The organism is Pseudomonas sp. KCJK9000 (assembly GCF_046230725.1).
GTDB classification, from domain to species: Bacteria; Pseudomonadota; Gammaproteobacteria; order Pseudomonadales; family Pseudomonadaceae; genus Aquipseudomonas; species Aquipseudomonas promysalinigenes.
This window is the reverse complement of the sequence record NZ_JBJJLN010000006.1, coordinates 84,460-97,417: the sequence shown is the minus strand read 5'-3', so window position 1 is coordinate 97,417 and position 12,958 is coordinate 84,460. Positions and strand designations below refer to the sequence as shown.

Genomic DNA, 12,958 nt, shown 5'->3' with positions numbered 1-12,958 from the left:
TATGTCAGACGAAATCACACTATGACAGCCTCCCGAACGTCACAACTGGCAAAAATACCAGGCTCGCCCCCCTACTCGACGACTCTGAGCCGCTAAACTGCCGGCGCTTCCAGAACAACTCGCTTTATCGCTACCATGTGTTCAAGGCAATCAGGAGACCTCTTGGCCATGATCATCGGCGCACTGCTCGTTCTCACTTGGCTGGTGCTGCTGTTGCGCTACCCCGCCAAGGCCCTGCCGATCTCCCTGGCGGCCGTTTGTGGGCTGGGGCTGGTGGCACTGCTGGTGGCCTGGCAGGACAATCGCGAAACCGCGCAGCTGGCACGCCTTGACCTGCGCCTGAGCTACGCGCCGCAACAATGCCCTGCCGACCGAGCCCTGCTGGTACACATGAAAAACGGTAATCAGGTGCCACTGACCGAACTGCATTGGCGGGTGGCCGCGTATGCGCCGGGCGACACCGTTAACCTTGCAGAGGCTAGCTACAACGCACCGCGCTACCGCGGGCCAGGCGAGCTGCAGCCAGGCGCCGAGTGGACTGACTGCCTGCCTTTGCCACCGCTGCGCAGCGGGTATCGGCCACAAACCCTGGAATTTCGCGCAGAACACCTGCAAGGCTCATTCGCCAATTAATCGAAGGCTCTCCCTATGCCCAGCGTTTTGATCACCGGTTGTTCCAGCGGCATCGGCCGCGCCCTGGCCGATGCCTTTCGCGATGCCGGCCATGATGTGTGGGCCACGGCTCGCAAGCCTGAAGATGTCGAACAACTGTCCGCTGCCGGCTTCACCGCAAGGCAGCTGGACGTCAACGACGAACAAGCCCTCGCGCGCTTGGCCGATGAGCTGCAAACACAGCTTGGTGGCCTGGACGTCTTGATCAACAATGCCGGCTACGGCGCCATGGGCCCGCTGCTCGATGGCGGCGTCGATGCCCTGCGCCAGCAATTCGACACCAACGTGTTCGCGGTCGTCGGGGTCACCCGCGCACTGTTCCCACTGCTGCGTCGTGCGCGAGGGCTGGTGGTCAATATTGGTAGCGTCTCCGGGGTGCTGGTCACCCCATTCGCAGGCGCCTACTGTGCGTCCAAGGCTGCCGTGCATGCCCTGAGCGATGCGCTGCGCCTTGAGCTTGCGCCGTTCGGCATCCAAGTGATGCAAGTGCAGCCCGGAGCCATTGCCTCGCAATTTGCCAGCAATGCCCAGCGCCAGGCGGATCAGGTGCTGGCGGCGGACTCGGCATGGTGGCCGCTGCGCGAGCATGTGCAGGCCCGGGCACGCGCCTCGCAGGACAAACCTACGCCAGCGGCCGAATTTGCCAAGGGCGTGCTGGCAGCCGTCGGCAAAGCGCCTGTGCCGCCGTTGGTGCGCTTGGGCAACGGCAGCACGGCATTGCCGTTGATGGCCCGACTGCTGCCACGGCGGCTGCTGGACTGGGCCCTGCGCAAGCGCTTCGGCCTGCTGCGCCCGCTTTGAAATCGGCGTCGGCTTCTTCGAAGCAAATCAGGCGATGGAACGCAAGACTCCGCCATCGACTCGCAAGGCAGCTCCAGTGGTGGCACTGGCCTGCAGGGAGGCCAGATACACCACCATGTTCGCCACTTCCTCCACTGTCGCCAGCCGCTTGAGCAATGAAGTCGGCCGGTGCTCGGCCAGGAAACTGGCTTCCAGCTCATCGGTGGACACACCCTGCTCTTGCGCAAGCTTGGCAAAGAAATCGCCCACACCCTCCGAGCGGGTCGGCCCCGGCAGCACCGAATTCACCGTGACGCCCGTGCCGGCCAAGGTTTCGGCCAGCCCGCGGGACACCGCCAGCAGCGCGGTCTTGGTCATGCCGTAGTGAACCATTTCAGTGGGGATCTGCAGTGCCGACTCGCTGGACAGGAAAATCACTCGCCCCCACTTGCGCTCGGCCATACCTTGCGCGTAATGGCGCGACAAGCGCACTGCGCTGAGCACATTGACGTCGAAGAAGCGCTGCCAATCGGCATCATCGATCTCGAAGAATGGCTTGGGCTCGAAGATGCCAAGGTTGTTGACCAGAATATCGGTGTGCGGCACCTGGCCGAACAGCTGCTGTGCACCCTGCGCAGTGCCAAGGTCAGCGGCGATGCCGATGATGCGCGCGTGTGGCACCCGTTCGCGAACCGCCTTGAGGGCTGCGTCGACACGAACTTGAGTGCGTCCGTTGAGCACCACCTCTGCGCCTGCTTCGGCCAGCCCCATGGCGATGGCCAGGCCGATGCCTGCTGTGGAACCACTGACGATGGCCCGCTTACCGTTCAAGGAAATATGCATGTGTGCTGCTCCTCAACCATGAGAATGCTGGGGTTGTTCATCGAACGCCTGCCAGCCGCCGCCCAGGGCTTTGTACAAGCCGACCAGCGCCTGGGACACCGCGGCCGAACTGTCGATCCATTGCTCTTCGCTAGCCAGCAGGGCCCCCTGCACGCTCAGCACATTGAGAAAATCCACCGCCCCTTCGACGTACTGACGCTGGGCGGTTTCCAGGGCGATGCGGTTCTGTCGTACCGCCTCTGCCAAGTGATCGCGGCGTAATTGACTGGCGTTGTAAAGGCGTAGCACATCGTCGATTTCGTGCCAGGCATTGAGCACCACATTGCGATAGTTCAACGCCGCCTCCTGCTGCTGCGCCTCGCGCAGCTCCAAGGTGCCCTTGAGCCGGCCACCCTCGAAGATTGGCAGCGACAACTGGGGGCCGAAGGCGAAGCGACGCGAATCCCAGGCACCGAAATCCGCAAGTTGCATGGCCTGGAAACCGACATTGCCTGACAGCCGAATGCTCGGGTAGAAATCAGCCTTGGCCACTCCAATACTGGCGGTGGCTGCATGAAGGCGCGCCTGGGCCTTGCGGATGTCTGGGCGCCGCTCGGCCAGCTCGGACGGCAGACCAATGGCGAAGCTCTGCTGCGGTGCAGGCAACTGGGCAGCCGGCAGCAACTCGGCCTGCAAGCTGCGCGGCGGCTGGGCGGCGAGCAGGCTCAGGGCATTGATCAGGTCGTCACGCCTGGCCTCAAGGCTTGGCAGGCGTGCCTGGATGGACGCGACCTGAGCGCTGGCCTGGGCCACGTCCAAGCGCGTGGCGACGCCTTCGGCCTGGCGGTCCTGGGAGAGCTTGAGGCTATGTTCAGCAACCTTGAGGTTGTCGCGGGTGACTTCCAGGGTGTGTTGGACCGCGCGCAGCTGAATGTAGTTGCCGGCAGTTTCGGCCAGCAGCGCCAGCAGCACACTGCGCCGATCGTTCTCGGCCACCTGCACGGTAGCGTCGGCCGCTTCCACCTGGCGCCGCACCCGGCCCCACAGGTCCAGCTCCCAGCCAGCGACCAGGTCGCCCTGCCAAAGGTTGAAAGCTGAGTGACCGGCATTCCCGGAGGGATCGCTCAGGCCCTCGGCACTGTTGCGGGCGCGGCTGTAACTGGCGTTGGCAGCGACCGATGGCGTCTGATCCGCTGCCACGGTGTTACGCAGAGCGCGGCTTTGCAGCAAGCGCGCACTGGCCATCTGCAAGTCCAGGTTGTTATCGGCAACACGTTGGATCAGCGCGCTCAGGCGTGGGTCGTTAAAGGTCTCCCACCAGCGCAGTTGCAGCGGTTCGGCTTGCGGCTGGCTCGCAGCGGCTTCACCTTGCAACGCTGCCCAGTGCTGCGGCGCAGGGGTGTCGGGGCGCTGGAAGTCCGGGCCGAGGGTGCAGCCGGCCATCACCGCAGCCAGAAACAACGGGCTCAAGCGTAAGGCAGGCTTCATCGCGCCGTGACCTCTTGGCTCGCCAGGCTATCGCCTTCGGTATCGATGGTGGCCTCCACCGACATGCCCACCCGCAGGCGTTCAAACAGTGGCTGGCCATCATCGAAGACGATCTTCACCGGTATGCGTTGCACTACCTTGGTGAAGTTGCCGGTTGCGTTATCGGGTTTGACCGCAGCGAAGGTCACGCCGGTGGCCGGGGCGATACTCTGCACGCGACCCTTGAGGGTGGCACCGGAGAACGTATCCACACTGATGCTCACCGGTTGGCCGGGCTGGACGTGGGTCAACTGGGTTTCCTGGAAGTTGCCTACCACATAGGCTTGCTGCAGCGGCACCACCGACAGCAGGCGTGCGCCCGGGTTGACGAACGCCCCCACGCGCAGTGCGCGCTCCCCGACCATGCCATCGACCGGTGCAGTGATGCGGGTGTAAGACAGATCCAACTGGGCTTTCTCCAATCCGGCCTCGGCGCGCTTGAGCTGGCCATCGGCGCTGGCCACCTGGGCCGTGAGGATGTCCACCTGCTTACGGGTGGCCAGCAGCGCCGCCTGGGTGTTGGCCAGCCGGGCACGGGCCTGGTCGACCCTGCTGCGCGCCTGCTGAGCATTCTGCACGGTCCCCGCGCCCTGTTCAGCCAAGCGGCTGTAGCGGTGCACCTCGTGGTCAGCGAACGAGGCTTCGGCCTGGGCCGCCGTCACCGCCGCCTGCGCCTGGGCAATCAATGCGCCCTGGCGTTCGAGGGTGGCGCGGGCATCGGCGCTCTGCGCCTTGGCTACCAACAACTGAGCCTGAGCGGCATCCAGCGCAGCTTCATAGTCACGGGCATCGATGGTCGCCAGCAACTGACCGGCCTTGACCTGCTGGTTGTCCTCCACCAGCACCTGCTTGATAAAGCCCGACACCTTGGGCGCAACCACGGTGTAGTCGGCGATCACGTAGGCATCGTTGGTCCGCTGGCGGTGATCGCTGCCCAACAGCCATGGGCCGACCAGCGCGGCGAGTACGGCCACAGCGAGCACCGAGCCGATAACGAGAGTTTTGCGGTGATTGGTCATGTTCAGTGTCTCGAATTCATCCAGGGTTCAAGCCACCGCGCGCGGCGGATAGACCCGAGTAGGCACGAAAGGAATCAGGCAGATCAGGGCCACGGCCACGCCGGCCATGACCAGGTAAAGGTCGGCCGATGTGAGCACCAGGGCCTGCTCGTGCACGCGCTTGGCAAGGCCGGCTGCGTTGTCGTCGAGCAGCGGGGCATTACCCAGGCTGTCCACCAGGTGGTTGGAATGAAAGTGCCGACGCAGGGTGCCCAAGGCATCCAGCAAGCCCCCGGCAATCACGGCGGCCAAGCCTTTGACCGTGTTGAACCAACTGGAGGCGAACGGGCCCTCCTGTGGGCTCATGCCGTTGGTGGAGAGCATCAGCAAGGGCAGCACGGCCATCGGTTGGCCGAAGACCTGCAGCAGGTAGAACGGGTAGAAGTCGCCCCGTACCCATTGGCTGGTCAACAGGCTGCTGCCCATACAGGACGCCGCCAGCATGGCCAGGCCCACGGCCAGTACCCAGCGGCAGTCCACTGCGCGGATGTTGCACAGCGCTGCGGTCAACGGCAGCGCCAGCAACTGCGGCATGGCCACCAGCAGCATCAGCGGGCTGGTCTGCGCCGGCCGGTACCCCTGGATCTGCGCCAAGTACGCCGACGGGATGCTGCCCACACCGGACAATACGATCAACACCCCGGCCAGGGTCACCAGGGCAAAACTGAGGTTGCGCCGCTGCAGCATGCGCAGTTGGAAGAATGGCAACGGCTCCGACCATTCATTGAACAGAAACAGCGCCAGCAACAGCACGCCACCGCCCAGCAACCAGCAGATCAGAGTGGATTCTAACCAGCCCCAGCGGTCACCCAACGACAGGCCGAGCACGACGCAATTGATCGCCGGCAAGCCCAGCAGCACCCCACGCCAGTCGAACTGCCTGAAGCGCTCAAGGCGCAGAGGGTCCTGCGGTAAGCCCCAGCCGACGCAGAACATGGCCAAGGCCGAGGGTAGAATGATCTGCCAGAACGCCCACTGCCAACCGACGTACTCGGTCCACAGGCCCGCCAGCGGTGTGCCCAGGTTAGGCCCGAAGGTCGCGGTCAAGGCATAACACGCCAGGCCATAAACCTTGATGCCTGGCGGCAGAAAGCGCAGGGCCACACTCATCAGCATCGGCGGCAACGCGCCAGAAGCCAACCCCTGCAGCACGCGCAACAGCATCAGGCTGTGCAGGTTGGGCGCAAACGGCTGCAGCAAGCCCAGCACGGCGAACAGCCCAATGGCGCTCAGGGTAAAGCGGCGCAGGGAGAAGGTGGTGGCCAGCCACGGTGCGAAGGCCATGGCGCTAACCGATGCAGCGCTGTACACCGCTAGCAGCCACGCACCTTCGTCTGCACCGATACCCATGCCCCCCCGGATATCGGCAAGCGAAATCTTGGTCACCGACTCGTTAAGCCCAGCACACAAAACAGCGAGCAATACACCGAACAACCCAACCACTACCCGCAGGCCAAAAACTGCTGGCGCGGGGCCGGCAGTGGTTTGGGCAACTGGGGCGGACAAGGCATTCACGGTAGAAATCTCCAGCAACATAATTGCGACTGGAGTAAGTCTAAAAAGCTCGAATGCTGACGAAAACTGACTTCTCGGCAGTTCTACATTGCGCCAGACGCAATCGGGCTCAAGGGTCGACGCTGCAGCAGGCTTTCAGTGTCTGCCGTAACCAGCGATGGGCGGGGTCATTGTGCATGCGCGGATGCCAGGCTTGCAGAACGGTGACCCGCTCCAACGGCACCGGGATCTCGAACGAGCGTAACGGCAGCCCAAGCTTGTGAACGCTGTTAAGGATGTTTGCCGGCATCGGCAGAATCAGGTCGGAATCTGGCAGCGAGAACAACGCTGAGTGGAAGCTTGGGGTAATCAGCGCAACCCGTCGACGCACTTTGAAATTGGCGAGCTCCACGTCGATCGGGCCGTTGGCCCGGCCACGGCGGGAGACGCTGATCTGTGGGTAACTGGCAAAGCTTTGCGCAGTGATAGGTTGGTCGAAAATTGGGTGATCGCGCCGAGCCAGGCCAACGTAATAAGTCTGGAACAGGCTCTGCACCTTGATCTCGGGGCCAAGGTCGACGGTCGAGCTGATGATCAGGTCGGTGTGCCCAACCCGCAGCACGCTGTCGTCATCGCCACCTGGGCTTTCCGGGACGAAACGCAGTACCGTGCGCGGCGCCTGCTCATGCATGCGCCGTAGCAGTTGGGCGCCATACAAGGCGATGAACAGGTCATTGGTGCGAATGTTGAAAGCCCGGTCCAGGCGACGCAGGTCGACTTCATCGGCGCTGCGGAACACTTCCCCGGCCTGCTCCACCAATGCCGCCACCTGTTCGCGCAGGGCCAACGCCCGTGGCGTTGGCACCAGGCCACGGCCGGCCCGGACCAGAATCGGATCGCCCAAAGCATCGCGAATACGCCCCAAGGTACGGCTCATTGCCGCCGGGCTGAGATTCATGCGCTGTGCGGCGCCCACTACGCTGCCTTCATCGAGCAGTGCATCGAGGGCCACGAGCAGGTTCATGTCCGGGAGTTGCATGGCCGTTTTTTCCGTTAGCACTGTGTGAAAAGCGATGGTAGCAGGTTGGTGGATTGCACCAGATGCAATGCGCTAATGCGTAAAAGAGTGTTTATTCAGTAGGTGAAATGAGCGAAGAATCGGGTATGGCCTTTTCGCGGGTAGACCGGCGAGAGGCCAGTCGTTGCATAAAACCTGTTTCCAAGAGGAGCCCGTATGCCCAGCCCCGTTCTGATCGCCATCGACGCCTCCCCTGCCTGCGCGGCCCTGCTCACCCTCGCCAGCCGCTACTGCCGCCCCGGTGACCATGAGTTGCACGTACTGCTGGCCATCGACACGACCTTCACTGTGCACGACAAACCCGCGCCCTACACAGCCCAGGAGCTTGAAGAATACCCCGCTGCGTGCGAGGAACAGCGCCAGGGCGAGCGCGCTGTGGCCGAAGCCGTTCAGCACCTGCAGCAGGCCGGTTTCAGCAGCCAGGGCTACCTGGTTGCAAGGCAGCCGGTGGAGGCAATCGTCGCCAAGGCGCAAGCGCTGAACTGCGAACTGATCATCATGGGCCATCGCCATCTTTCCAGGCTGGGGCGGCTACTGGATCCGTCGATCAGTGCGAAGGTTATTGACCGAGTCGAGGTGCCGGTGTTGGTGGGGGCGGCGCTCGATCTCACCGACAACACATTGCTCAAGGCGAACTTGGCGTCACCACTACCGTACAGGTCGTCCCCGCCGCCAACAAAAACCCATCCGGCACTTCATCGATGTGAATGCGAACCGGCACCCGCTGCGCCAGGCGCACCCAGTTGAAGGTCGGGTTCACATCGGCGATCAGCTCACGGCTCTGTGGGTTGTCGCGGTCGTAAATGCCGCGGGCGATGCTCTGCACATGCCCCTTGAGGCGCTCGCCGCTCATCATCTGCAACTCGGCCTGATCGCCGACCTGCACATGGGGCAGCTTGGTCTCCTCGAAAAAGCCATACACCCAGAACGAATGCTCATCGACCACCGCCATCACCGCTTCACCGGTGCGGGCATAGTCCCCGTTGTGGATGTTCAGGTTGGTCACGTAACCGTCCACCGTGGCGACGATATGGGTGCGTTTGAGGTTCAATTCGGCTGCCGCCAGTTCGGCCAGGGCCTGCTGGTAATCGGCCTGCGCGGCATTGGCGATGTTGCTGGCGTCGTCGCGGTTTTCCTTGGAGATCACCAGGTTGTCCAGGTCGGCGCGGCGTTTGGCGTTGACCTTGCGCATTTCCCAGGTGGCCTTGCGCGAAGCGACCAGCGCCTTGGCTTGGTCGACCGCCAACTGGTAGTGCTCCGGGTCGATCTGGATCAACAGGTCGCCCTTCTTCACCCGCTGGTTGTCCTTGACTGGCACGTCTACTACATAACCGGGCACATCGGCGGCGACGTTGATGATATCGGCCCGGACACGGCCGTCACGGGTCCATGGCGTGGTCATGTAATGCAGCCACAACTGGCGACCGATCACCACGGCAGCGGTCAGTACCAGCAAGGTGGCGATCAGGCTGAAGAACTTTTTCATCGAAGGTTTCTCACCAGTAGAGCGACAGCGCCAAGGCGCCGAACAGGCAGACGAACAGGCTCAGGCGCAACAGCGCCGGGTGCCAGAAAAAGCGATAACCATCATGGCTGGCGATGAACCGGTCCAGGCCCCAGGCCAGGCCCAGGGCGAACAGGAATATCAGGGTCATGGTGGGCATATAAACGCCATGGAAGGCGATTTCACGGGGCATGAGGTGTTCCTTTGGCAGGTGCCAATGGCGACTGTGGGTCCAACAAAGAGGACCGGATGAAGTGCAGGTAGCTTTGCGCGCGGCGCAGCACCGAGGTGTCGAAATGCCGGGCGAACGGCTCGTCGGTGGCCTGCACGCGCGCAATGGCGTGGTCCACCGCGACCAATGCCCGCTCGTGGTTGCTGGCGTTGGGCTGCAAGAACAAGCGCGCCAAGGCACGGCCCATGACACGGATCGCCTGGCGCCAAGGCTGCGACTCGGCGTAGGCCGGGTGGATCGGCGCGAGGGCCTGCTCCTTGCGCAGTTCGATGATGGCATGGCCGATCTCGAGCACCGTGAACATCCAGCCCATCAATTGGCTCTGCACCTGCGGCTTGCCGGCCGCCAGGCCATACGCCTGGTGCAGCAAGTCGCGGGTGCGACTCTCGAAGGCCGAGCCTATGCCGCGCAGGCGCCCGCTGATGGCGAACAGCACCTGCTCGCGCAACGCCTGCTCCAGGCGACTCCACAACCAGCGGCTGTTGGGCGGCAGAATGATCGCACCCGCCGCGGCGCAAACGAACATGCCGATGACCATGCCTATGTAGTCATTGATGAAGCCGTAGGGGTCGAAAGCGGTCAGGTTGTTCGGCACAGAACCGATGGAGAAGAACACCAGCAGGCCGATGCCGTAACCTGCATACGCCGGCCGCGATGAGAGAAACGCACCCAATACGAAAACCGGCGCCAGCACCATGCATAGCAGGGGGAAGCCGTCGATCCAGGGGAACACGAAAAACGTTTCGAAAAAGCCGACGAAGGCACCGACCGCCGTACCACAGGCCATCTGGAACGACATGCGCTTGGGGTTCGGCGAAGCCGCCGACAGGCACACGGTCACAGTGGCCACCAGGGTCATCATGGCGCCGCTGGGCCAGTCGCTCAGCAGCCAGTAGCTGCCCAGCAGCAACAATACCGCCGAGGCCCGCACACCGGCAGCCAGCGATACCAGCCAACTGGTCTGCGCCACATAGGGCTCGTCCCACTGCTCGCGCTCGTGCCTGTGCGCGGCCAGCGAGGCATGGGTTTGGGCGTAGCTATACATCTCGTCGACAAAGCGATAAAGCAGCTCGAACGCCGTGTGGAAATCGAGCAGGTCGGCTTCGCTGGGGCCGGTTGCCAGGTAATCGGCGCGCAGGCTACGTACCTGTGCCTGCAGGCCTTCCTTGTAGGCTGCCAGCTCCAGCGTCAGGCGTAGCGCATCGGCATCGGTCAGGGCCCGGCCCACATACGGCTGTAGCAACTGCCCCAAGGTTTCCAGGCCCGGTTCGATGGCGCCGACGATCTGCAGCGGCCCACGGGCGCGCAAGCGTTCCAACAGGCGATGTAAAGCGTTGAAGCGCGTGGTGATGGCCATGAACTCGCTGTTCATGCGCACCAACCGGCCCGAGCGCCGACGCATGTGCGGGTCTTCGAAGGCGGTGACATTGCGCAGGCTCTCCAGCCCCACCGCTTCGGCGACGAAGCGCACGTTGCTGCTTTCGAACCACTCACGCTGGCTGTCGCCGCGCAAGGCTTGCACCACCACAGCGGCGAACACGCCAAAGCGCTGGTACAACGCGTTGCGCATGGCAGCGCTGGCCGATTGCGGCAAGATCGCAGCGCTAACCAAGGTCGACACCATAATGCCCAGGGCGATTTCCAACGCTCGCCAAACCGCCGCCATGAACGCCTGGTCCGGATGCTGTAGCACAGGCAGGCCGATCATCACTGCGGTGTAGCCGGCGAGCACGAAGCCATAGGCACGAAAGGTGCGGTAGCGCATGGCGCCAGCGGAGCACAACCCGACCCACACGGCCAGGCTCGGCAAGAAAAGCTCGGTGTTCTGCGGGAACAGGGCGATCAACGCGACCATCATCACTGACCCGGCCAGAGTCCCCAGTACCCGGTAGAAGCTTTTAGCGAACACATGGCCACTCTGTGGCTGCATGACGATGAATACGGTGATCATTGCCGTGCGTGGTTGCGGCAACTCCAGGCGCATCGCCAGCCACAAGGTGATGAAAGCCGCCGCCAGCACCTTGAAGATGTAGACCCAGGTGACCCCATCGGTGCGCACCCAGGCAAAAAAGCCCCGGCGCCACTCCAGGCGCTGCAGCCAGCGCATTGGCAGACTCAACATGCTCATTCGGCGTGGTCCGCCTGCGGGTCGAAAATCGCCAGGGTGGCCGGGGTTTTCGGCGCTATTTGGCGCTCTTGCGTGGGCACATCCTGGCCCGCCTGCAAACCGCCGCCCAGGGCGGTGACCAGGTCGGCATGGGCGATCAGGCGGGCGGCCTGCACCTGCTGCTGCACCTGCTGTTGGCGCAACAGCAAGGTCTGTGCATTGAGCACATTGAGGTAGTCGGTCAGGCCCCGCTGGAAGGCCACCATGGCGATGTCGTAGGTTTTTTGCGCAGCCGCCACCGACTCGGCGGCCAAATGGGCCTGCTGCTTCATCGACTCCCGGCGGATCAGCTGGTCAGAGATGTTCTTCAGTGCGCCGATCACTGTCTGGTTGTAGCGCGCCACGGCCACGTCATACCCCGCCGAGGCAACGCCCAGTTGCGAACGCAAGCGGCCACCATCGAAGACCGGCAGGCTGATCGCAGGGCCGACGCTGTAATTGAATTTGCGCCCGGTCAGAAACGCCAGCGGGCCACCCCCTGTGGCCATGAAGCCCAGGCTGCCCACCAGGTCGACGTTGGGGAAAAAAGCAGCGTGGGCGACATCGATGCCACGTGCCTGGGCCGCGACCTGCCAGCGGCTGGCGACTACATCCGGGCGCTGACCGACCAACTCGGCCGGCAGCTTAGAAGGCAGTTTCAGCGGTGCCGCGAGGGCCAAAGTGGGCCGCTGCAACTGCGCGCCCTCCCCTGGGCCTTTCCCGGCCAATGCCGCCAACTGGTTACGGGTCAGGGCGATCTCCTCGTCCAGGCTATCGAGCTGGCGATGGGTTTCGGGCAGCGGCGCTTGGGCCTGGCTGACTTCGAAATGGGTGCCAATGCCGCCGTCCAGGCGCCGCTCGGCCAAGGCCAGAATCTGCTCCTGTTGCTGCAGTTCAGCCTTGACGATATCGCGCCGGGCAAACTGCAGGCTCAATTGTATGTAGGCCTTCACGATGTTGTTCTGCAGTTCGAGCTGGGCCTGGCGGGCCTGCGCCACGCTCATGTGGGCCTGGTCCAAGGCCTGCTCGCTGGCATTGCGCTCACGGCCCCACAGGTCCAGGGCATAGCTCAACCCAATGGCGGCGTTGTTGTCCCAGGTGTTGGCACCCGACAGCGCGCCTGGGCCGTAGAACTGATCTTCGGGCCAGTTGTGGCGCTTGAGTGTGGCCTGGCCATTGGCCTGAAGCTTTTCTGCCGCTTCCACCACCCCAGCCATGGCCTTGGCTTCACGCACACGGGCCGCCGCCATGGCCAGGCTCGGGCTACCGGCCAGGGCGAGGTCGATCCAACGATCCAGCTGCGGGTCTGCGTAAGCCTGCCACCAGCGCTGCTCAGGCCAGTGCGCATCACTGGCAGCTTGGCCAATGGCGGCGTCTGTGGTCAGGGTATTGGCTTGTAGAGGCTTGCTGTGTGGGGCGATGCCCCCGGTTCCGATACAGCCGCTCAAGGTAATGCTAAGGGCACAGGCACTGAACACGTGGAGCGTTCTGATGATGCGACGCGGCACTGCTGCGATTTCCCGAGGAAGAGGTGAAGGGGCCGGGCAATTCTAGGGGCCGGCCGCACTGGCGATAAGCGCACATTCCTGCGAATCTTTGTTACCGAAAAAGCGATAATCCGGCTTTGGTCGAAAGCACATTTACG

The 12,958-nt window shown here is 63.4% G+C and carries 11 protein-coding genes and 1 pseudogene; 3 read left to right on the top strand and 9 right to left on the bottom strand.

Annotated features, from left to right (window positions below; genetic code table 11):
* Window positions 1–168: 168 nt before the first annotated feature.
* Window positions 169–633 (top strand): hypothetical protein, encoded by a 465-nt coding sequence (locus ACK59H_RS04715; protein ID WP_060478971.1) that lies wholly within the window; start codon window positions 169–171, stop codon window positions 631–633.
* 15 nt (window positions 634–648) lie between these two features.
* Complete coding sequence (locus ACK59H_RS04710; RefSeq protein ID WP_288440525.1) at window positions 649–1,473, top strand: SDR family oxidoreductase; 825 nt, start codon at window positions 649–651, stop codon at window positions 1,471–1,473.
* A 27-nt stretch (window positions 1,474–1,500) separates the two neighbouring features.
* Here ACK59H_RS04710 and ACK59H_RS04705 read toward each other — a convergent pair whose 3' ends face one another.
* From ACK59H_RS04705 to ACK59H_RS04685, 5 genes are all read right to left on the bottom strand, one after another.
* Complete coding sequence (locus tag ACK59H_RS04705) at window positions 1,501–2,295, bottom strand: SDR family NAD(P)-dependent oxidoreductase (RefSeq protein ID WP_060478969.1); 795 nt, start codon at window positions 2,293–2,295, stop codon at window positions 1,501–1,503.
* Window positions 2,296–2,307: 12 nt separating this feature from the next.
* Window positions 2,308–3,762, bottom strand: a complete 1,455-nt coding sequence (locus ACK59H_RS04700) for an efflux transporter outer membrane subunit (protein ID WP_409264276.1) — start codon at window positions 3,760–3,762, stop codon at window positions 2,308–2,310.
* On the bottom strand, window positions 3,759–4,820 hold the full coding sequence (locus tag ACK59H_RS04695; protein WP_060478967.1) for an HlyD family secretion protein: 1,062 nt from the start codon (window positions 4,818–4,820) through the stop codon (window positions 3,759–3,761). Before ACK59H_RS04695 ends, ACK59H_RS04700 begins: the two co-directional genes overlap by 4 nt.
* Before the next feature lie 27 nt (window positions 4,821–4,847).
* Window positions 4,848–6,374 (bottom strand): MFS transporter, encoded by a 1,527-nt coding sequence (locus ACK59H_RS04690; protein WP_060478966.1) that lies wholly within the window; start codon window positions 6,372–6,374, stop codon window positions 4,848–4,850.
* A 109-nt stretch (window positions 6,375–6,483) separates the two neighbouring features.
* Window positions 6,484–7,392: a LysR family transcriptional regulator gene (locus ACK59H_RS04685; protein WP_060478965.1), complete on the bottom strand. Its 909-nt coding sequence runs from the start codon at window positions 7,390–7,392 to the stop codon at window positions 6,484–6,486.
* A 195-nt stretch (window positions 7,393–7,587) separates the two neighbouring features.
* On the opposite strand from ACK59H_RS04685, the pseudogene ACK59H_RS04680 reads away from it, so the two are divergent.
* Window positions 7,588–8,031: pseudogene (locus ACK59H_RS04680) on the top strand (universal stress protein); the annotation flags it as partial.
* A 25-nt stretch (window positions 8,032–8,056) separates the two neighbouring features.
* On the opposite strand, the gene ACK59H_RS04675 reads toward ACK59H_RS04680, so the two are convergent.
* The 4 genes from ACK59H_RS04675 to ACK59H_RS04660 are packed head-to-tail and all read right to left on the bottom strand — an operon-like array spanning window position 8,057 to window position 12,821.
* Window positions 8,057–8,917 carry an HlyD family secretion protein gene (locus tag ACK59H_RS04675; protein WP_060478963.1) on the bottom strand — a complete coding sequence of 287 codons (861 nt, stop codon included), beginning with the start codon at window positions 8,915–8,917 and terminating at the stop codon, window positions 8,057–8,059.
* A 10-nt stretch (window positions 8,918–8,927) separates the two neighbouring features.
* Window positions 8,928–9,128, bottom strand: a complete 201-nt coding sequence (locus tag ACK59H_RS04670) for a DUF1656 domain-containing protein (RefSeq protein ID WP_060478962.1) — start codon at window positions 9,126–9,128, stop codon at window positions 8,928–8,930.
* A complete protein-coding gene (locus tag ACK59H_RS04665) occupies window positions 9,118–11,295 on the bottom strand; it encodes an FUSC family protein (RefSeq protein WP_207937062.1) in 2,178 nt (725 codons plus the stop codon). The genes ACK59H_RS04670 and ACK59H_RS04665 overlap by 11 nt, the downstream gene beginning before the upstream one ends.
* Complete coding sequence (locus tag ACK59H_RS04660) at window positions 11,292–12,821, bottom strand: efflux transporter outer membrane subunit (protein ID WP_060478960.1); 1,530 nt, start codon at window positions 12,819–12,821, stop codon at window positions 11,292–11,294. Before ACK59H_RS04660 ends, ACK59H_RS04665 begins: the two co-directional genes overlap by 4 nt.
* Window positions 12,822–12,958 lie beyond the last annotated feature (137 nt).

Bases quoted from the DNA above. Each gene is read 5' to 3' on its own strand.
- ACK59H_RS04715 (WP_060478971.1), top strand. From the start codon at position 169: ATGATCATCGGCGCACTGCTCGTTCTCACTTGGCTGGTGCTGCTGTTG.
- ACK59H_RS04710 (WP_288440525.1), top strand. From the start codon at position 649: ATGCCCAGCGTTTTGATCACCGGTTGTTCCAGCGGCATCGGCCGCGCC.
- ACK59H_RS04705 (WP_060478969.1), bottom strand. From the start codon at position 2,295: ATGCATATTTCCTTGAACGGTAAGCGGGCCATCGTCAGTGGTTCCACA.
- ACK59H_RS04700 (WP_409264276.1), bottom strand. From the start codon at position 3,762: ATGAAGCCTGCCTTACGCTTGAGCCCGTTGTTTCTGGCTGCGGTGATG.
- ACK59H_RS04695 (WP_060478967.1), bottom strand. From the start codon at position 4,820: ATGACCAATCACCGCAAAACTCTCGTTATCGGCTCGGTGCTCGCTGTG.
- ACK59H_RS04685 (WP_060478965.1), bottom strand. From the start codon at position 7,392: ATGCAACTCCCGGACATGAACCTGCTCGTGGCCCTCGATGCACTGCTC.
- ACK59H_RS04675 (WP_060478963.1), bottom strand. From the start codon at position 8,917: ATGAAAAAGTTCTTCAGCCTGATCGCCACCTTGCTGGTACTGACCGCT.
- ACK59H_RS04670 (WP_060478962.1), bottom strand. From the start codon at position 9,128: ATGCCCCGTGAAATCGCCTTCCATGGCGTTTATATGCCCACCATGACC.
- ACK59H_RS04665 (WP_207937062.1), bottom strand. From the start codon at position 11,295: ATGAGCATGTTGAGTCTGCCAATGCGCTGGCTGCAGCGCCTGGAGTGG.